Raw genomic sequence first — 20287 nt, forward strand, 5'->3', positions numbered from 1 at the left:
CCCTTCGCCGAGCAGGACACAGCACGGCCACGGCTGACAGACGGTCATCCTATCGCGACGGGCAGTCTAGCGGCCGTCCGGAGGGTCCACTCAGGCGTCGGCGGCGAGAGAGCGGGAGTGTGGCGTTTTCCGGGTTTGACCGCCGGGTGTGATCGAGGTCGTTAGATGGTGATCCGGCCGGTGATGCTGCTGCCGCCCCGACCGGTTGTCCGTCACCCACGTCCTGACCGGCGAAACCCAGGAACGCCACCTGCAGGGCGCCGAACGTTCGAGCTGACGAGCAGGGCTACGACCTCGGTTGACAGGTCGATTTCAAACACCGGGTAGACCAGATGCCCCACCGCGAGCGTACGACGACGAGGGCGACCGTGAGAGCGGTCCCTCCCGCGTCGATCCGCGCTGACGGGCCGGCCCGTCCCGTACTGAAGAGACCGCGCACCGGCTCCCCAGCAGATGACCGCGAGAAACAGCAGTTCGTTGCTCCAATCGGTACCGGGTGGCCGCGTTCGACCCAAGCCGTCATCGCCACCGCCGCGGCGGGCGGGTCAGGGAGAAGCGACAACAGCAGGAGGGCTCCGGCGGTGAGGAGCACCCCCACGATCATCAGCCAGCGGCGCGCCCGCACGTCGATCATGTCTCGTACCTTCGGACTGCCACAGCAGTCATCTCTCCACTGTGCCCTGCATACCCTGCCTCCCGTGGGCGGCCAGCCATGATCCCGGACGGCGGTGCCGGATCAGGAGTCGCGCCTGCCCCAGTTGCCGAGTGCGACGATCGCCTCGCGCAGGGCGAACCCGCGATCGGTGAGCGCGTAGGCCCGGGTGTTGTGTCGAAGGGGCAGGCGGATCAGCACGCCAGCGGCTTCGAGCTCGCGCAGGCGTATCGCGAGCATGTTGGTCGGCACGCCGAGGTCGCGCTGCAGATCGCCGTAGCGTTGTGGCCCGTCGAGCAGGCGTTCCACGATGAGCAGGGCCCACCGTGCGCCGACGATGTCGAGGGCTGCGGCGAGGTCGCTCACGCGGTCGGGTCGGCGTCCACCTTCATCCAGAACGGTGAGTAGTGGTAACCGTCGGGGTCGTCGAACTGGCGCTGGTACATGAAGGGGTAGTCGTCGGTGTCACCGATCCGCCCGCCGGCGGCACCGGCACGGTCGACGAGTTCGTCGACCGCCTCCCGGCTGCCCAGGTCGAACGAGACCGTGACCTTGGAGGGCGTGCGGGGTCCGCCGATCAACTCTTCGACTCCGCCGACGCTCGCGTACATCTCGCGGCTGCCGAGCATGACGTAATGCCCGGGGGCGATCGCGAAGCACGACACGTTGTGGTCGGACATCTCGGCGTTGAGGGTCCAGCCGAGGGCGGTATAGAAGGCGGTTGCCCGCTCGACGCTCTCGACCGGGCAGGTGATGAAGAGGCTCATGCGGGCCATACTTGCAAAATACAAGTGACTGGTCAAGCGGCATGCGTCCACCGTCCAGCGACGGAACCGGGAGTGGGCGCCCTCCCCGGCGCCGAGTTCGTCAGGAGGGTCCCGAGCCCGGGAGGTAGGGCAGACGTTATGGGAGGTCTACGTGGTGACGGAGGGCCTGGCCGGGTCGGGCTTCCTCCCCGCTGCTGGGGTGAGGCGATCACCTCCCCGGTGGGTGGTCATGGAGTCCGACGGGCCGGTCGTCGCCGGTCCCGGGCCGGCCCGGGAAAACCACCTCTAACCTGACCGCACGGGCCTATTCTCGACCCGTAGACACCGGAACCGGAGGCTCGTCGCGGGCTCCGGCCTGCCGACCGGCACACGTCACGGCCACGTGCGCCCGGCTGCCCGGGGCCCCTGTGGTGGTGTCCGGACGACGCGACGGGTCACGTCGCCGGCGGTGGAGCATGACGCCCTGCCCGGGACAGCCTCGGGAACTCACGACGACGGGAGCACGATGACCAGTTGCCCCATCGGATCACCCGGACGGCGTGGTCGTGTCCGACGCGGATTCCCGCTCGTCGTGCTGCTGGTGGGGCTGTTGATCCCCGTCGCCCCGGCGTGGGGTGCCGATGGCGGTCCGACCGGCCCCGTCGAGATGGCCGCCGACGGGGACGTGGTCGGCACCCCCACGCCGCTGCGTAACGTGCCATCGGTGATCGCCGACGTGGCCGACGGCCAACTCGTCGTCTACCGCATGCCCGGCATCCGGGGCGGCCAGATCAACGCCACCGCCATGCTGTTCCTGCCCACGCAGGCGCCACCGGCCGGCGGGTGGCCACTCGTGGTGTGGGGGCACGGCACCGTCGGGTGGGCCCCGGAGTGCGCGCCGAGCGTGCAACTCCAGGAACACGGCCGGTGGGCCGACGGGCCGAACGCTCCCCTGCTGGCGTCCATCCTGAAGATGAACATCGCCGTGGTCGCCCCCGACTACGAGGGACTCGGTCCGGTGGCCGACGGCGTCCCGGAGGGGCACGGCTACTACGAGCTGTCCAGCGAGGGAAACTCGATGGTCTTCGCCGCGGTGGCCGCGCAGCGGCTCCTCGGTGACCAACTGTCGGGTCAGTGGGTGCCGGCCGGCTGGTCGGAAGGTGGCTTCGCCGCCCTGGCCGCCGCGTACTACTCCGACCGGGCCACCATGGCCGACCCCGACCTGGAGTACCGCGGCACCATCACCCTCGCCCCGGTCCCGGACGTGCCCGCCATGAACCGGGTCCTGTGGAACGACATCGCGGCGGCCTCGCGGTCCGGGCTCCCGCCGACGGAACACCAGATCGAGCAACTCGTCTTCGCCAACGCCGAGACCATCTACTTCACCAGGACCGAACGGTACGCGGGCTACGACATCGACCCCGCCACGATCTACGGTCCCACCATGCTGAGGTTCTACCGCGACAACTGGCGTACCTGCCTGGACGACCTCAACGCCCTGGTCAAACGGGACATCCAGCACTACCTGAACGCGTCGCCGGCACACCGGCTGACCACCTACCCCGGTATTCACGGCGAGGCCCCGAACTCGCTGCCCGAGAACAAGCGGTTCTACGCGGAGAACCAGGGCAGGCTGGAGAACTCGACGCTGCCGGGGGCGATTCTCTGGCTGTACGGAACCGACGACATCACCAGCCCGGCCACGGTCACCTACGACACCGTCAACAAGATGCTGATCAACGGCAACGACATCAACCTCGCCGTCCTCGAAGGTGTCGGCCACTATGGCGTGTCCGCCGCCGGCCAACCCCTGATCGAGGCCCGGCTGAGGCAGCTGTTCGACATCACGTAGCGCCGCCTCGCCGTTGAGGCGTACGCCGGTGGGTTGAGGTGAGCCGCCCGGTCGCGCGGGCCGCAGGGCGCGGCCGTGCCAGTGCCACGGCCGGCCCGGGGCGGTGTGAACGGCACGTTCAGGCGGCGCGCCACCGGTTGCGGCTGTCCGTCGCTGACGGCCCGCACCGCATCAGCTTCCCGGCGGAGGTCCGACCCAACGCGCCCCGCGGTGTGCAGAGCGCTCCGGGATGCACGCCCTTCTGCACCGAGGGGCCTTGGTCTTGACCGGGTCGGCTTGGGTTTCGGGGCGGTGGTGGTGGCCGTTGTCGGGGCAGGTGTGTCGGCGGTGGGGCTGACACTGGTGAGCACCCCGCCCGCCGACTCGATCACCATGGGCCACATCGCAGCCCGCGCCGGGCTCGCCCGCAACACCCTCTACAACTATGGCCGCGACCGCAGCGCGCTGGTCCTGGCCCTGACCCAGCGGGTGGGTCAGCCCACGGTGCAGCAGGTGTCCACGATCGCCGCCCGGTCCACCGAACCGGCCGCGCAGCGGATGCGGGAGATCATCGAGGCGGTCCTGGCCGCGTTCCAGGACCAGGTCCTGCAACTGATGCTCCGGCCCGGTTCCGGCCTGCCGTTCGCCGACCTGCCGAAGGGCCCGGACAGCCCGTTCCACGCGATAGTCGTCGAGGTCGAACGTGGTCCGCGATGGCATCGAACGCGGCGAGTTCCGCGACGTCGGCGAGGTGCACCTCGTGGTGGAACTGCTCAGCGGCGTCATGCGCGCCGGCGCGGAACGTATCGGCCGGGACCCGGGCAGCTACTCCCCCACGGTCCACGCCACCCGGGAACTCATCCTCGCCTCGCTCGGCTGAGGTCGGCCGGCTGACCACCCGGGTTTCGCCGCGCTACTGATCGCCGGGTACGCCGCGCAGGACGCCCTCCGGGACGGTGCGGGCCTGGACCGTAGCCGCTTTCCCGACCGGCGAGCTGCGAAGAAAGCGCTTCGTCACCATGTGTCGTCACGAGCAGATGGGCACCGTGCGGGATGAATCGTCGCCGGGGAGCCCGGCCTGGCGGGGCAGGGCGTGCCCCGGTACAGCCTCCGCGTGGCGACGCGAGGGCCGTACCGGGGCAGGCCCGGGGTCAGTGTCTACCAGTTGCCAAGGACGAGGCGGCCGGAGACGTTGTTGAGGTTGAACGCCCCGCTGCTGTACCAGACACGGGCGGCGTAGTTGCCGTTGCGCCAGACGTAGTAGGAGAATGTGCCGTCCGACTTCTGGTAGGCCATGACGACGTCGTCCTTACCGTCACCGTCCACATCACCGGCGGCCATCCGGTCGCCGACGACGCTGAGCCGGAAAGCACCCGAGTCGTAGTCGGTCGTGCGGTTGAACGAGTCACCATCGGACAGCCACCGGTACGTCCGCATGGTGCCGTCACCCTGGTCGTAGGCCATCGCCGGCTCGGCCTTACGGTCACCGTTGAAATCGCCCAGCACGAGACGACCGCCGACGTTACTCAGATTGAACGGCCCGCTGTCGTACCAGATACGGGCAGCCGAGTTGCCGTTGCGCCAGACGTAAAACGAGAACGTGCCGTCCGACTTCTGGTAGGCCATGACGACGTCGTCCTTACCGTCACCGTCCACATCACCGGCGGCCATCCGGTCGCCGACGACGCTGAGCCGGAAAGCACCCGAGTCGTAGTCGGTCGTGCGGTTGAACGAGTCACCATCGGACAGCCACCGGTACGTCCGCATGGTGCCGTCACCCTGGTCGTAGGCCATCGCCGGCTCGGCCTTACGGTCACCGTTGAAATCGCCCAGCACGAGACGACCGCCGACGTTACTCAGATTGAACGGCCCGCTGTCGTACCAGATACGGGCAGCCGAGTTGCCGTTGCGCCAGACGTAAAACGAGAACGTGCCGTCCGACTTCTGGTAGGCCATGACGACGTCGTCCTTACCGTCACCGTCCACATCACCGGCGGCCATCCGGTCGCCGACCGCGCTGAGCCGGAAAGCACCCGAGTCGTAGTCGGTCGTGCGGTTGAACGAGTCACCATCGGACAGCCACCGGTACATCCGCATCGTGCCGTCACCCTGGTCGTACGCGACCGTCGGGGCGGCGCGACCGGTCGGCGTCGTCGGGGGCGGCGTGGACGACGCCGCGATCTTCGTGTACCGCCGCGCCACGTAGCTGGTGGCCCGGTGGCTGTCGATGGTCCCGGCGTCGATCGCCGCAGTCCTGATCTTCACCGGCGTCGACCCGAAGCTGTAGTAGCTGAAGTGCCGTCGGTCGGTCTTCCATCTCTTGAACAGGACGACGTGCGTGGAGGCGATGTTGAGGATGTCGCCCGGCTGGAGATTCGCCTTGCTGATCTGGTTGGAGAACTGGGGCAGCGTCCGCGTGCTCGGGTCGGCATTCAGATGCCAGGCCATGCCCACCAGCCCTGAGCAGTCACGCCGGTATTTGCGGGTGTGGGTCGGGTCCCAGGAGAACCCCCGCTGACTGTAGGTGCCGGGCTGGTTGTCCACCCAGCCCTGGGCCCGCTGCATGATCTCGGTACGCGTGATCGGCCCACCGATCGCGGAGGCCAACGTGGACAGTGCGCCACCGTCGGAACCCTGAGCCGCAGCGGGATCCTCGGTCTCCTCGGCCGGATCATCATCGGGCAGCTCGTCGCCGGGGTCGTTCAGCTGGCATCCGTCCAGTTCGGCCGCGATGGCGGCCGGCACCGACTCGTCGCAGACCCCGCCCGAACCGACGTTGAGCGGTTTCCACTGCTGCGCCACATCCTCGAAGCGAAACAACACGAAAGAGGCGTCGTACTCGCCGACCGCCGGCACGACCGCCGTGGCCCAGGGCAGGGCACAACTCACGCCCTCCAGTACGGCGGGATTCCCGGCCGCCTCGTCGGTGAGGGGGTCGGCCCGCAGGGCCCTGTCTGTCAGGGTGAGTTGAGGCCAGCGGTTCATAGCAAGTCCGCCGGACAGGGCGAGTTCAGGATTGAGAAGCGTTGAATGCTGCTGTAGACGTTGTGACGGCCCAGGATGGGGTCATGAGTCGCAAGAAGGGCCCGCGTTCGGAAGGGCCGCGTGCCCGCCGGTCGTTCACCCCGGGGCAGAAGCTGGAACTCCTCGCCGGTTACGAGCAGGCCGTCGCGGCTGGTGAGGGCGGAGCGTTCCTGCGGCGGGAGGGCTTGTACTCGTCGTTGATGTCGGAGTGGCGCCGGGCCCGTGACGCCGGCCTGTTGCAGGGCAAGCCGGCCGGTGAGACGGTCGGGAGGCCGTCGGCGGAGCAGGCGGAGATCGCCCGGCTGCGGCGGGAACTGGCGCAGGCGCAGGCGAAGCTGGCGCGGACCGAGACGGCGTTGACGATCATGGGAAAAGCACGAGAGCTCTTGGAGGACATCTCCAGGAGCGATCCGGACGGTCCGGACGTGTTCGGGCTCGGCAAGCGCTGATGGCCGCGTACCGGGAGTTGACCAGCACCGGCACCACGACCCGGGCCGCGGCGGCGATGACCGGGATCGCCCGGTCCAGCGCGGAGCGGGACCGGCGCCGGCCGACACCATCGCGGCCGGCTCGGCGGACGCCTGCGAACGCGCTCACCCCGAGCGAGCGCGGGCAGGTGCTGCGGCTGTTGAACAGCCCGGAGTTCGTCGACGCCGCCCCGGCTCAGATCTACGCGGCGCTGCTGGACCAGGGCGTCTACGTGGGCTCGATCGCCACCATGTACCGGCTCCTACGCGAAAACAAGCAGGTTCGCGAGCGTCGCCGGCAGGCCCGGCACCCAGCCAGGCAGCGTCCCGAGCTGATCGCCGACCGGCCGGGGCAGGTCTACACCTGGGACATCACGAAACTCGCCGGACCGGTCAAGGGCGTCTACTACGACGCCTACGTAATGATCGACATCTACTCCCGGTACATCGTCGGGGTCCGCGTGCACGCCCGCGAGTCCGGTCCGCTCGCCGAGTCGATGATGCGCGAAGTGTTCGGCGCCCACGGTGTCCCGCACGTCGTGCACGCCGACCGGGGCACCTCGATGACCTCGAAGTCGGTCGCTGACCTCCTCGAAGACCTCCAGGTGACCCGCTCGCACTCCCGGCCGAAGACCTCCAACGACAACCCGTACAGCGAGGCCTGGTTCAAGACGTTGAAGTACGCGCCGGTCTTCCCGCACCGATTCGCGTCCCTGGCCCAGGCACGGGCGTTCATGGCCGAGTTCGTGACCTGGTACAACCACGCCCACCGGCACTCCGGGATCGGGTTGCACACCCCCGCAGACGTCCACCACGGCCGCCACCACGCCGTCCGCGCCAACCGCCAGGACACCCTCGCCACCGCGCGGGCGGCGCACCCGGAACGATTCGGCACCACCCGACCCCTACCCAAGATCCTCGACCTGCCCAACCAGGTCTGGATCAACAAACCCGAACCGGAACGACAGGCCGCTTAACTCCCGCTGGCCTCAATCCCTTGACACGTTCCGGGGCGGCCAGCAGACCGGCCGGCGTCGGACAGTCCGGAGCCGCTGCCCTGGCCTGGGCCGGGAGCCCACCCGGAGCGGCGAGCACACCCGCCATCATCAGTACTACCACGAGCCTTCGCCCGCCGGATCTACGCACAGTCTTTCCTCCCCGTTGGTCGCTGGTGCACGTCCGCATGTCACATGTTCGAGGGGCAGCCCAGGTTGCGGGCACGCTCGGTGAATCCAGGTCCCTGTCGACCTGCACACGCCGCAAGCGAGCCGCCCGCACACGGCAGACGTCGATGATCGAACGCCCACGTCACCCGACGTCTCGGGGCGTACGAACCGACATTGGCCAGAGTCCGCAGCGATGGCGTCCGGGATGGAGGTTACAACGCCTGAGAATTCCTGTGTGTCCACGATCCGACGGGTAATGCCGGGTAAGGCGAAATGTCGAACATCATGCCCTCGACCTTGCCGCGCAGCGCGGCGGCGATCCGGGCTGCCAGCAGCTCCGACGTCCGCTCCCGGATCTGCTCCTCGGTGCACCAGGTCCTGCTGCGCAGCTCGTCCGCTGGCAGGTGGCGGCCGTGCCCACCTCATCGAGGGTGCCGCCGTCGTAGACGAACATCATGCCCTCAGTACGGCCGGCCAAGGAGCACCCAGTCGGTCACCAGCAGCCGGCCAGGGGACACCGACGTGAGCGTGGATCTTGACGGTGGTGGGCAGGTGGCCGCGCTCTCGGCAGGAGATCCGGACGGCAGCTGAGCCGCGACCGATCCGCACGGTGAAGCGGTCCGAGAACGACCGTGGCAGGTCTTCCGGGGGTTTTCGGGGGCGGTTCACATCTCCATAGAAGAAAGTCAAAGCCCTGACCAGCGTTCCCGCTGGTCAGGGCTTTTTGTCTGTCGGGACGGCCGGATTCGAACCGACGACCCCTTGTTACGGAACGTAGCCATCCCGGCCTTGTCGTTGGCTGTCAGAATTAGGCGTTGAGCTGCGCAGACATGAGCAGGCAATGATCGCCGCTTGTCACTGATTGTCAACCGCTAGCGGGGGTTTTCGAGGGGTAAACGGGGGGCCGACAGGACGTCGCCAGGTCCGCCGCGTCCCGCTCCCCATCAGCTGAACACCCGTCACAAGGAACGTTGCGCCCCTTATCCGTCGCGGCACACTTGGCCGAAGCGTGGGGTTCGTGTCGGTGGGGTGATCGATACCGCAACCCCACCCCCACAGCGTGCCCAAGACAGCGTAGCTATCGAATTTCGACCGTAGCCGCGGGCGGTACGGACCTTGCCGGCTGCCCCGCCTGGCCTTCTGGCTGGTGTACCGAAGCGAAACGCGCGTGCTGAGACGGAATCGAACCGTCGACCTACGCTGCTCGACCGTTGCCCTCCCGCGCTTGTCATCGCTTAGCGAAATCGGTCGTTGACCTGCACAAACGTTGACAATCAGTTGAGCAACGCCAGTCGCTGTTTACCGGTCGTTGGTACGAGTTTTCGGGGGGTAAACGAGGGCACCGTCACACGTCACGCCCGCCCAGCATCGCTGCGTGCCGGATCACCCAACACGACCGGAGGAACATCACCCCCTGCGCGGCTGGGCGACCGCCGCCGCTCGACGGTAGGGCACAGGTACTACAGCTGCGGATCATTCAGACCTGGATGACTTCGGGGCGCTTTACCCATTTTCGTAGGATTGCCGGGAGTGGATCGCCACGGCGTTGGTAGTGGCTGATCTGGGCGCGGATTTTGTGTTTGAGGCGCCAGGCGATCCAGCGCAGGCTGTGGTGTCGGTCGTGGCGGGCGTGCAGCACGGTCTGGGCGAGCAGGTTGCGGACGTCGGCGACGGTGGCGTGGGCGAGTAGGTCCGGGCTCAGCCAGTCGGGGCCTGCCGGGCGGGTTGCCGTTGGGCTGCTGCTTTTCCCTGGCCGGTGGCCTGACCGCCGGCGGGAGTGTCGGCGCTGGTCGCGGTGTCGTGGTGCAGGTCGGCGTGTTGGACGGCGATGAACGCGTCGGCGAACATGCACACGGTGATGGTGTGCTGCCACGCGGTCCAGGTCCGTACCTGATGCTGATCGATACCGATGAGATCCTTACCCTGCTCGTTGTTCTCCTCGATCTTCCATCTCGTCCCGGCAGTGCGGATGAGCGTGCCAGCCGGGCTCGGATCCGGGGCGTGGGCAAGGAAATAAGTGACCTCGTCCGGATCGGTGATCGAACGCCGTAGCAGCAAAGTGTGGGCGAACCCGTCGGCGGGTGTCTCGTCGCTGACCCGCAGGTTGCCGCCGAGCCGGACCAGGGCCCAGTCGTAGAAGCGCTGCCCTTTGCTGCCCTCGCCGCAGGAGCGGCGCTGCCAGTCGTCCTCGGTCAGCCGGGACAGCAACTGGTCGGCGCGGGTGATCGGTACGGCGCCGGGCAGCACGCCGATCTGCGTCAACGGCAGCGCCGCCGAGGTCGCCACCACATACGGCAGGCTGCGGGCGGCCAGCCAGTTGCGGACCTGCGGGTACTGACCGTAACCGCCGTCCATGGTGACCCACCCGAACGGCACCTTCGCGGCGACCGCCTCGGCCAGCAACTCTTGCGCCAGGTCGAGTTTCGTGGCGAACCCCACCATGGTCGGGATCCCCGCCTCGCGGCAGCGGGCCGGATCGTCGGTCCACCGTTTCGGCAGGTACAGCCGATGGCCGATGAACGCGTGCCCGGCTGGCCCAGCATAGGTCAGCATCACCGCGACCTGGCAGTTCTCCACCTGGTTGGTGGCCCCGCAATGCTGCGGGGCGACCCCGACGGACTTGTCACCCTTCTTGATCATCTGGGTGTCGTCGATGATCAAGACCCCGTCCGGGTCGCCGAGATGCTCCACCACGTAGTCACGGACCTCGGCCTCCAGGGCGTCGGCGCTCCACGCACCACGGCACAGAAACGACTGCATCCGCCCCGGATGACCATGCCCGGCCCGCTGCGCGAGGGTCCAGCAGTTCTTCTTCTCCAGATCCGACAGCAACCCGTCGACCAGGTCAGCGAACACCTCCCGCGGCTCCGGCCGGGCGAACAGGTGCCCCATCCGGCCGGTCAACTCCCGCAGCCGCGCCTGCCAGCCGTCAACCAGATCATCCATCACCTCGAATATCACGCCTGCTCAACGACGATCAACCGCCATCGTTACGTGATCCGCAGCTGTAGTACAGGAACCCTCCTGCGGGATGTCTCCATTCGCCCTCACGCGCGACGCGGCTGGGAACGAGTGGAAGCATTGCACCCTCCCAGGCCGGGAAATACGAGTTTCTATGCATTCTTGGGCGTGATGTGATTTGGAAATCGCAGGGACCGATCACCAAGCCCATGCTATGGACATTTCCATCCCCCGGGCGTGACGTGGGTTAGAAAACCCCGGCAGCTACGAGGGCAAGGACCGGCGTCAATGATTTCCATACGCCCTTGGGCGTGACGTGGTTGGGGACTCTCGAGGCGGTGTACTGGACAGCCTTCTGGCAGGGCCGGGTTTCCATACGCCCTTGGGCGTGACGTGGTTGGGGACGCGGGTACTGTCCCGGAGTGACCTGTTTTACTGTTTCCATACGCCCTTGGGCGTGACGTGGTTGGGGACCTCCCCTCATTCTTCGGAGTGAGCGGAGGGCACATCTGGTTTCCATACGCCCTTGGGCGTGACGTGGTTGGGGACCACAAGGTCACCACGTTGCAAACCCGCAACGGGTTTCCATACGCCCTTGGGCGTGACGTGGTTGGGGACCCTACTGCTGTCGCTCTGGGCTTGACCAGGGTGTTTGTCGGCAGGTTGCATACCCCCTCGGTCCGGACGGTCCAACAATAGCCGCCAGTCGATGATTATGCCGCGTTCGCGCTGGTGAAGGCATTGCACAGGGGATAAGGCGGGGTCATGATCAGCTACCCAGGTCCGCTTCGTCAGTTTCTGCGCCGTTTGGACGGTGTGCGGAGGGAAGCTTGGCGAGTGGTCGGGTGGCTTGCGCGGGGTGGGCACGGATGGGGATGTAGGTGTTGGTCCGCTGTTCGTAGTGGAGTAGGCGGGTGTTGGTGAAGAATCGGGTGGTCGCTTGGGCGAGGTGCCATCCGATGGCCATGGCGAGCACTTTGGGCATTGCGGCGGCGATGATGACCTCGCGTGCCCCGGCTTGGTTCTGCACGGCGATTATCGCTTCGGTGAGGGGCTTGGCGAATGTGGCGATTTCGGGGCCGGTGAAGGTGGTGCGGCTCAGTTGTGTGATGTCTTCTGTCGCGGCTGGTCGGATGCGTTGGCATCGGCTGATGGGGTATTCCGCGTATGTCACCTGTGGGGTCATTTTCGTGGCGGCGGGCGCGAAGGCGAGGATCAGGCCGACGGGAGCGTCCGGTGTCGTGGTGTCGAGGGGAAGTTCTTCGGTGACGAGGGTGGCGGGGGTGACCGCCTTGGTCAGGGTGAAGGTGATGGGGTGGGGTGTGCGGGGGTCTGGTAGTTCGAGGAGTTGCAGGTCGTCGACGATGGGGAGTTCGGCGCCGATGGCGAGGGCGGCGGGCCAGAGGATGTTGGGTGCGATGGTGTAGGCGGTGTCGTCGCGGTCGGTGTTGATCACCGTTTCGAGGGCGGCGGCGATGTCGGCGCAGGTGGCGCTGAGGTCGATGACGCCGTGGTGGGTGTGGGTGGGCAGGTCGGCCCACCGCGTGACGGATTTGAGTGACATGCGGCGTCGGGCGGCGATCTGGATGGCGGTGTCGTGCAGGTCGGGCATGTCGTCGGCGAGGAGCCGGACGTAGAAGAGGGTGCCGGTGCGGCGGTGGATCAGGCTGCGCCAGAGGACGGCCGTGAAGAGCAGGACAAGGGCGGCGGCGAGCAGCGCGGCTCGTTCCGGGGACACCTGGCGGGGTGGTTTCAGGGGTAGCAGGTCTTCGACGATGAGGCCGAGGGCTGCGGTGGTGAGGGCGGTCAAGGCGGCGATGGCGAAGTTCGCCACGGTGGTGAGCAGTGGACCGGAGGCCGGTCGCCACCGTCTGATGCCGGCTCGGGTCCTGGCGGTGGGCATCGGTGCGGGGTTGTTCATCTGATCCTGACGAAGGTGGTCGGGTGGGTGCCGGCGGTCTGGTAGAGGTCGGCCTGCCGGTCGGTGACAGTGTGGTCGAGGGGACCGATGCGCTTTTCCAATGCGGGCCAGGTGTGGGCGTGGCGGATGGTGTAGGCGATGGTTTCAACGGCGACGGGCTGCGGCTCCAGTGGGGGCGTGGCGTTGTCGAGGTGCAGGACGCCGACGATGGCGGTGTCGTTGTCGAGGCGGGCGCGGAGGAGCCAGTTGGTGGTCCAGGCCCACAGGTGGGTGTAGGGGGGTGGGCTGGTGGGGGGTGCGCCGATGTGGAAGCCGTCGTAGTCGGCCCAGGCGGTGCCGTCGGCTCCGGTGAGGGTGGCGGCGAGGTGGTGCCAGGGGATGCGGCCGTGGGAGTGCAGGACACCGGTGGTCGTCGCGGTGGTGGTGTCCATGGAGCTGGTCATCGCGCCGGTCCTTCGGTACGAACTGTGGGTTCCAGGTCGGGGATGGTGACCGGGTCGGGTGTGGGTGGGGTGTCGAGGCGCAGGGTGCCCATGCCCCGGGTGGTGCGGGAGCCGAGTCCGATGAGTCCGTCGTGCAGGTCACGCAGGACGTGCTGGATGACGGTGTGCGCCCAGTCGGGGATGTCGGTGAGGGCGTCGATGCGTAGGCGCAGTCGGCCGGTGGTGACCGGGGTGGTCTGGTAGAGCAGGCCGTCGTGGGCGCCGCCGGTGACGCGGTCGATGGCGACGTGGGTGCGGGCCGGTGGGCGCTGGGCGTCGAGGATCGGGCTGTCGTGGAAGGCGAGTCGTCCTCGCCTGCCCTGGTGGCCGAAGAGGTCGCAGGTGGGGCAGGTGCCGCAGCCGGTCTGTTGTCGGCAGGCGGTGTCGGGGCCGTAGCGGGAGCGCAGGATGTATTCGGCTCGGGAGCGGAACAGGCCCTTCCACGCGGAGCCCGGGACGAACGGTTGGTTGTCCCGGGCGCGGGCGGTGGCCGCGCCGGTGGGTCGCGGGTCGCCGACGAGGAGCGCGTCGACCAGGTGCAGGTCGACGTCCAGCCAGGGTCGGGTCGGCGGTGGTGTCGGGGTGATGGGGTGGGTGGCGACGGCTTCGACGAGCGCGGGGCCGGTGTGGGTGAGCCAGGTGCGCATGCCGTCCTGGGTGGTGGGGTCGATGCTGCCGTGGCGCAGGGCACGTAGGCGGGCCTGGCCGCCGCCGGTGGTGCGGTCGCGGCCGATGGCGGGTTGCCAGGCGGCGAGGGCGTGAAGGTGGTCGTCGGTGAGCGGTCCGTCGTGGCGTAGGTAGGCGGTGAGGGTTCCGCCGGTGGCGACGGTGTGGCTGTACCGCAGGGAGTTGGGCCGGGCGGTGCCCCGGTGCCGGTCGATCGCGGTCTGCCCGACGATTTCGGTGAGGGTGTCGCTGCCGGGGTCGGGGGTGAAGTGGGTGCCGAGGATCCACAGCGGGGACGGGTCGGTGGTGTCGCCGTGGTGTGCTGGGGGGCGGCTGCCCATGAGGGTGGTGTCGAGGGTGGTGCCGTGGCGGGTGTCGTGGTGGCGTAGGTGGGCGCGGAGTGATCCGGCGAGTGCGGACCCGGGCACCCAGGGTCGGCCGTCGGTGTCGTGGAGCAGGTCGCGGTCGAGGGTGGGGTCGTCGATGGGTACGGCGCCGACGGCCCAGCCGGGTTCGACGGTGATCTCGGCGATCAGGAAGGTGATGATCATCGTGCCGTCCGTTGTGCTGCTCGTTGGCGGTCGGCGGCGGGTGTGGTGAGCACGAGGGTGGTGAGGTCCCGCAGGGTGGCCGGGGCGAGCCCGTCCAGGGTCTTGCGGAGGTGGTCGCGTTGCCGGCCGGAGAGGTCGGCTGCGGTGGGCTGTTTGAGCAGGTCTACAAGCAGGTTGGCGGGGACGGTGCCGGTGCGGTGGTGTTCGACCTGGAGGGCGCGGAGGGCACCGATGAGCCACCGCCAGGCGGCGTCGTCGAGGCCGATGTCGAGTAGCCGCTTGTGCAGTGTGGACAGCGGATCGGTGGTGTCGTCGTCGTCCATGCCGGGAGCGGTGGGTCGCCAGGGTTGGGTGGCGATGGTGACGTCGCCGAATCCTTCGGACCGGCGTAGGCCGATGCCGTCGCGTAGGAGGCGGGTGGCGAGCGTGGCGAGGACATCAGGGGTGCCGGTGATCCGGTAGGTGGAGCCGGCGGTGGCGCAGAGTTCGGCGGGTTTGGGCAGGCGGGAGGCGGCGTGCCAGCCGGACCAGGTGATCGCCCGGGTCCATACCTCGGGCAGGAGGGTGGCTCCGGGGATGAGGTCGAGGGTGGGTTCGGGTGTCAGCCGGGGGCGTCCGGCGAGGTCGACGAAGACGGCGGGGCTGGCCAGTCGTATGACCAGCGGTTTTCCGGGTGCGGGCGGTGTCGGCGCGGCGGGCTGGTGTGCGGTGGTGGTGAGGTCGGCCTGTCCGCCGACGGTACGCCGCCCGCCGAGCCACAGTGTGTGGGGTTGTGTGAGCCACGGGTGGTGGCCGTGGATCAGGCCGGTCAGGGTGGTGCCGGCGGGCAGGGCGTCGTTGGCGTACAGTTCGCCGTCCTTGGCCCGGCCGGTGGCCGGGTCGATCGAGGTGCGGGTGATGCGGGTCGGCTCGCCGGGCGGGTCGAGGTTGCCTCGGCTCTGTTCGAGCCGCTGGCCGCAGCCGGGACAGTGGTCGCCGGTCTCAAACGCCCGGTCGACGACCGTCTCCGCGCACGTCGGTTCGGGCGAGTATTTGCACTGGAACACCGACAGTGGGGTGCGGTGGCTGCCGGCGGGTAGCAGGTTCCCGTAGCGGATCGTCCCGTCGAAGAGGGTTCGGAACTCGTCGGTCTTCGGGTTGCCGCGCCCGGGTGGGCCGTGTTCGGTGATCCAGACGGCGGCGAGTGCGCCGCGGAGCGCGCTGCCCGGCACGTAGCGGTGGCCGGCGGTGTGGTAGCCGATCTCCGAGCCGACGCCGAGGGCGAGTCGTTGCCGGGCGGTCACGGTCACCGCCAGCACGGCCGGGCCGGGCGCGGTCATGATGACTCCTCCGAGCTGTGGAGCAGGTCGGTCAGGTGGTCGGCGCTGGCTGCGGTCCATGCCGGGTGCAGCGGGGTGAGGCTCACCCAGCCGAGTCCGCGTCGCCGGTCGCCGCCGAGCGCGGTGACCGCGCGGGCGGCGGCGGTCAGCACCGCCTCGTGCCGGGGCAGGTCGGCGGCGGGCACCGGGCCGCTGCGTCGTACGGTGAAGGTGGCCCGGTGGGCGAGGATCTCCTCGCCGACGGCGAGCGCGCCGTCGACGGCGGTGTGCGTGATGTCGGAGATCTGGATCCGGGCGCGGGCACGGACCCGCAGCTGCTCGACCCCGTCGCTGGTGAGGGTGGCGTCGGACCAGCTCCACGGCGAGGGCTGCCAGGCGGTCCCGAATACCGCCTCCACCAGGTGTGGTGGGAGGGTGAGCAGGTCCCGGGCAGCGGAGCGCATGACGCCCTTGATGCTGGAGGCGGGCAGCGGCACGTCCCGGTCGATGACGCTGTCGGTGCCGTCGCCGGCCCGCCCGGTCGCGACCCGGAACGGCCCGTGGAAGGTGATCTCGAAGGTGAGGGTCACCGCCACCACCGGACCAGACAGAGCGCGTCGGCGACCGTGGCCGGTCCGCCGTGGGTCAGGAACGGGTCGAGGACGTCGCTGCGGTCGAGGCGGCGGGCCTGTTCGCGTAGCCGGGCGGTGGACAGGGCAGGCCGGCCGGGGTCGATGAGCCGCTCGCAGACGGCCCGCCCGGACGGCGGTACGGTGGCCAGCGCCGCCAGCGCCGGCCCTAGAGCGGCCAGCTCTTGGGTGGTCCACGTGGCCCGGTGCCGGGGTGGTTGTTCCCCGTCGCGGGTGACGTCGAGCCAGCCCACCGCCGCGTCCCGCCCCTTGTGGTCCTTCTTCGCCTTCTTGAGCAAGACTTCGGCCAGTTCCACGCTGCGGCGGAAGGGGAACTTCGCGTGGGCGAAGACCAGGCCGGCGGACGCGGTCACCTGTTGCCCGTCGGGCAGCAGTCCGGCCGGGCCGTCGATGCCGCGCATCTGGTCGGCGAACGCCTCCAGATAGGTGGTGACGAATCGCCACGCCCGGTCGGCGACCACCGAGACGAGTACGTCGTCCCCGCCGACCAGATGCGGGATGACCGGAACCGCACGGGAGGAGCCGAGGACGACCCGGGTCGCCTCGACCAGCGCGGCGCGGGTGGCCGCCGACACCCGCGCCGACACCCGGGCCTTCAGGTCCCCGTCGCCGTGACGGGCGACGTGGTCGAAGAGCGCGCCGAGCCCATTCCCGTCGATGTACACCGTCGCCAGGTGGTTACGGTTGCCGTCCTCCTCACCCAGCGCGGCCAGTTCGGTGAAGTGCTGCACGACCTGACGTGGGGTCAGCGACAACGCCTCCAGCAGGTCGGTTTCCGCGCCGACGGGCACGTGCGCGTGCCACAGTCCGGGCTGTCGGTACCGGTCGGTGTACCGGGCCTCGCAGTCCGCGCAGACCGGCACGTTCTGCTCCTCGTGGATGTCGATGGTGGCGACCGTCGGGTCGACCCGGCAGCGGGCGCAGGTGGCCAGCACAGGCAGGTCCGGCAGCGGTGGGAACGCCTCCAGTCCGGTACCTGTCTCGGGGTCGTGCATGGCCCGGTACGCCGCCAGGTAGGAGTCAGCGGCGACCCAGTTCGCCCGCAGCCACACCCCGGGCAGCCGTCGCCGCAGCGCGTCGACGACCGTCCGGGCCACCTCCTCGGCGGCCCCGCCGCCGGGACCGTCGGCCGGGCCGGCAGGTATCCGCAGGGGGATCAGCCCGTCGGCCTCGCCCGCCTCCGGGTTGACCTCGGGCCTGACGCCCAGCTGCGCGGTGGCGGTGGCCAGCCAGTCGGGTAGCCCGGTGCGGTGCGAGGTGTGGCTGAGCCACGCCGACGCGCCACGCCGACCCTTCAGGTCCGGGGTGCGGCTCAGGTAGTCCCCGATCCGGACGGCGGCGACATCGATGAACATCCCACCCGTCATGACCGTCGGCCCTTCGGCCGATGCTCCTGGTGCTCCTCATGGATGATCGGCAGGGTCTGGTCCGGGGCGGTCGGGTCGGGCAACGGCAGCAGCGGCCGTTCCTCGCCCTTCGCGAGGTACATGCCGCTGGTGACGGTGAAGAAGGCGAACGGCTCGTCGAACCGTTTCGGGTCCTGCTGCCGGTCCGTCCAGTCCGCGCCAGGCGGATACGACACCCGGGCGCCGTTGACCGTGCCGGCACCCAGCACCGCCGACAACGCCGCCCAGGTCGCGGTCACCTCGTCCGGGCAGGAGGCGACGAACGCGTCGACGAACACCTCCGGCGTGTACGCGGGCGGTGGGCTGTCGCCGTAGCGGCTGCCCGCGTCCCACACCTGCGCCTGCACGACGGTCGCGGTGCAGGAGCCGAGACCCAGCGGCTTGCCACCGCCCAGATGCAGCCGCGTCCGCCCTCTCTCCTCGGTTTCACCGCCGTGGCGCAGGGCCAGGTCCGGTTGCAGGGCCGCCAGCAGACCTCCTAGCTCGGCGGGGTCAAGGTTGTCGAACGTGACCGTCTGCGTCAGCGTCGTGCCCGGCGGGGCGAGCAGCTTGTCCGCGACCATCTGCGGCCGGTGATGCTCCTGCGCCTCGTGTCGGGGTGGATGCGTGCCGGGCGCGGAGTGCCAGTAGAACTTGCGTCCCCGCACCGGTCGTGGCTGCGACCGGTCCGGATCGGCACCCCACTCCCGCGTCGGCGGCCGCCCCCTTCCCGCCGGGCGTCGGTCGGCGTAGGACAGGTAGAACTGACCGGCCCCGGGATGTGGCGTGCCCATCGGCGCCCGCCGGAATGCGGTCAACGCGACCGGCCCGGCCGACACGGCGTCCCCGAACCGCACGTGACCGGCGTACGCCCGCTGGTCGGCCCGGCCGTCCTCGTCCCGCGCCTGCGTGTCCGCCGACCCGAACAACCGGCACGACGGGCACAACGACACCGGATCGGTGCACGGCAACAGGTCAGGCGGCACCCGCTCACCCAGCGGTCCCGTGCCCGGGTGCCGCCAGATCGCCGACAGCCGCACCTCGACCACCCGGCCGCTCCGGTCGCGGCGTACCCACAGCACGTCGCCCTCCTCGAACCAGCCGGTCACCGACTTCCGCTCGCCGATGACCTGCCCCCGGAACGTCACCGGCACCCAGCTGTTCTGCTCGGCCTGAGCGGGCTTTTCATGGCCGAGTTCCCGTCGTGCCGGCCTACGGTTCTGGACCGCCTCGCGGGCACCCGCCACCGCCTGCCGGAACCGTCGCCATACCGCCTCGTCCACCTCCGCCTCCGGCGTCGAGTCGGGGATGTGGCCGCAGGCGGCGAAGTACAGGGCCGCGCTGCCGTCCCGACGCTTCTCCGGCCGGGCTCCGGCGTCGGTCAACAGCACCACCCAGTCACCACCGGCCGAGACCCGGGCCTGCTCGTCCAGCTCATACCGGTTGAGACTGTTCTTACGCTCCGGTGCGTCGAGGGTGACCCGGCTGCCGGTCCGCAGTCCAGCGCGGCAGGCCGCGACGAGCTGCCGGGAGCGGACCCACACCACCTGGGTCGCCGGCCGCACCGTCAACGGCTGCCCGTTGAACTTTCTGGCGACGACGGCGAGGGTCCAGTCGTCCGACAACGCCGAGGCGGTGTCCCGGTAGGACGGGACGAACTCCTCATCGACGATCCGCAGACAACCGCCGGCCATCGTCTCGTGCACCGACCGCACCACGCCCTTCACCGACGACCCCGGAAACCGCAACACGGCACCGTCGGCCGACCCGTCGGGCGCCTGGGCCGGCCCGGTGAACTCCCACCGCACCACCAGCCGCCCGGACAGCCGGCCCGGCGCCAGCCACTCGTGCCCCGCCGGCTCCCGCCGCACCACCCGCGCAGGAAACGGCACGAACGTGTACGGGTTGACGAACCGGTCCCGACGCCGCCTCCGAGCCTTGGCCACCGCCAGCTCCTGGCGGAGCGCTTCCAGCCATCCGGACAGCCCACCCGGACGAACCCAGCAGCCAGGCACCGGCCCTGGTGGGTCGAACAGGAGGAAGTCGCCGATCTGCTGGACCCGCGCCAGGGTCGCCTCCTCGCCGGGCAGCCCGAGCGACGCCGCCGCAAACGTGACCACCCGATCGTTGGTGTCCCGCTCGGTCAGCCGCACCGCCGCGCCGTCCCGCTTCGCCGTACACCAACGGGCCGGCGGACCACACAGGTCCAGCAGGCAACGGCCGCCCTCGATGACCAACTCACCGGCCCTCGGCAGCGGGCCCCGCCCGCACTCGGCGGACACCTCCCCCGCATCCTCGGCCGGCACCTCCACCGTGCTCTCGCCGCCGCCTTCGCCGCCGTTGACCGGCACATACCGCAGCAGCCGCGCATCCGCGTCCCACCCGGTGACCACCACCGACACCATCACACGTCACCGCAACCCGGGAACGCGTCCCGCCGGCCACCGCCGAAAGTCATGACTCCCATACGTACCGTTCCGCCAACAC

The 20287-nt window shown here is 69.4% G+C and carries 14 protein-coding genes and 1 CRISPR repeat array; of the genes, 3 read left to right on the plus strand and 11 right to left on the minus strand.

The features are described 5' to 3' along the window. Positions 1-736: 736 nt before the first annotated feature. The gene (locus ACN267_RS12710; RefSeq protein ID WP_208570228.1) at positions 737-1018 is read right to left on the minus strand and encodes a winged helix-turn-helix transcriptional regulator; all 282 of its coding nucleotides are present in this window, start codon (positions 1016-1018) and stop codon (positions 737-739) included. Further along, positions 1015-1419, minus strand: a complete 405-nt coding sequence (locus tag ACN267_RS12715) for a VOC family protein (RefSeq protein WP_421488739.1) — start codon at positions 1417-1419, stop codon at positions 1015-1017. Before ACN267_RS12715 ends, ACN267_RS12710 begins: the two co-directional genes overlap by 4 nt. A 580-nt stretch (positions 1420-1999) precedes the next feature. Between ACN267_RS12715 and ACN267_RS12720 the strand changes: the two genes are divergently transcribed. Together ACN267_RS12720 and ACN267_RS12725 are read left to right on the plus strand one after the other, a co-directional pair. Continuing rightward, positions 2000-3250, plus strand: a complete 1251-nt coding sequence (locus ACN267_RS12720) for a hypothetical protein (protein ID WP_421488740.1) — start codon at positions 2000-2002, stop codon at positions 3248-3250. Positions 3251-3932: 682 nt separating this feature from the next. After that, positions 3933-4109: a hypothetical protein gene (locus tag ACN267_RS12725; protein ID WP_421488741.1), complete on the plus strand. Its 177-nt coding sequence runs from the start codon at positions 3933-3935 to the stop codon at positions 4107-4109. 278 nt (positions 4110-4387) lie between these two features. Here the strand turns inward: ACN267_RS12725 and ACN267_RS12730 are convergent, their stop codons facing one another. Further along, complete coding sequence (locus tag ACN267_RS12730; RefSeq protein ID WP_421488742.1) at positions 4388-6214, minus strand: FG-GAP-like repeat-containing protein; 1827 nt, start codon at positions 6212-6214, stop codon at positions 4388-4390. Between the two features lie 41 nt (positions 6215-6255). Between ACN267_RS12730 and ACN267_RS12735 the strand changes: the two genes are divergently transcribed. Further along, a protein-coding gene (locus ACN267_RS12735; protein ID WP_421487888.1) for an IS3 family transposase occupies positions 6256-7697 on the plus strand; the annotation gives its coding sequence in 2 pieces (ribosomal slippage) (positions 6256-6628 and positions 6628-7697; 1443 coding nt in all). Positions 7698-9584: 1887 nt separating this feature from the next. Here the strand turns inward: ACN267_RS12735 and ACN267_RS12740 are convergent. The 8 genes from ACN267_RS12740 to ACN267_RS12775 all read right to left on the minus strand — a co-directional run bounded on the left by ACN267_RS12740 (position 9585) and on the right by ACN267_RS12775 (position 20205). After that, entirely contained in the window at positions 9585-10832 is a 1248-nt protein-coding gene (locus tag ACN267_RS12740) for an IS701 family transposase (protein ID WP_421488743.1), read from the minus strand. 307 nt (positions 10833-11139) lie between these two features. Beyond that, positions 11140-11465: direct repeats of the CRISPR family, unit length 36 nt; unit sequence TTTCCATACGCCCTTGGGCGTGACGTGGTTGGGGAC. 151 nt (positions 11466-11616) lie between these two features. Further along, on the minus strand, positions 11617-12681 hold the full coding sequence (locus tag ACN267_RS12745) for a hypothetical protein (protein WP_421488744.1): 1065 nt from the start codon (positions 12679-12681) through the stop codon (positions 11617-11619). 83 nt (positions 12682-12764) lie between these two features. Next, the gene (locus ACN267_RS12750) at positions 12765-13211 is read right to left on the minus strand and encodes a hypothetical protein (RefSeq protein ID WP_421488745.1); all 447 of its coding nucleotides are present in this window, start codon (positions 13209-13211) and stop codon (positions 12765-12767) included. Continuing rightward, complete coding sequence (locus tag ACN267_RS12755) at positions 13208-14467, minus strand: RAMP superfamily CRISPR-associated protein (RefSeq protein WP_421488746.1); 1260 nt, start codon at positions 14465-14467, stop codon at positions 13208-13210. Before ACN267_RS12755 ends, ACN267_RS12750 begins: the two co-directional genes overlap by 4 nt. Further along, positions 14464-15786, minus strand: coding sequence for a hypothetical protein (locus ACN267_RS12760; protein WP_421488747.1), 1323 nt, complete (start codon positions 15784-15786; stop codon positions 14464-14466). Before ACN267_RS12760 ends, ACN267_RS12755 begins: the two co-directional genes overlap by 4 nt. Further along, positions 15783-16355 (minus strand): RAMP superfamily CRISPR-associated protein, encoded by a 573-nt coding sequence (locus ACN267_RS12765; protein WP_421488748.1) that lies wholly within the window; start codon positions 16353-16355, stop codon positions 15783-15785. The genes ACN267_RS12760 and ACN267_RS12765 overlap by 4 nt, the downstream gene beginning before the upstream one ends. Next, positions 16352-17782 carry a Cas10/Cmr2 second palm domain-containing protein gene (locus ACN267_RS12770; RefSeq protein WP_421488749.1) on the minus strand — a complete coding sequence of 477 codons (1431 nt, stop codon included), beginning with the start codon at positions 17780-17782 and terminating at the stop codon, positions 16352-16354. The genes ACN267_RS12765 and ACN267_RS12770 overlap by 4 nt, the downstream gene beginning before the upstream one ends. Further along, a complete protein-coding gene (locus ACN267_RS12775; RefSeq protein ID WP_421488750.1) occupies positions 17779-20205 on the minus strand; it encodes a TIGR03986 family type III CRISPR-associated RAMP protein in 2427 nt (808 codons plus the stop codon). The genes ACN267_RS12770 and ACN267_RS12775 overlap by 4 nt, the downstream gene beginning before the upstream one ends. Positions 20206-20287 lie beyond the last annotated feature (82 nt).

It is taken from the genome of Micromonospora sp. WMMD734 (assembly GCF_049178975.1).
GTDB lineage: Bacteria > Actinomycetota > Actinomycetes > Mycobacteriales > Micromonosporaceae > Micromonospora > Micromonospora wenchangensis.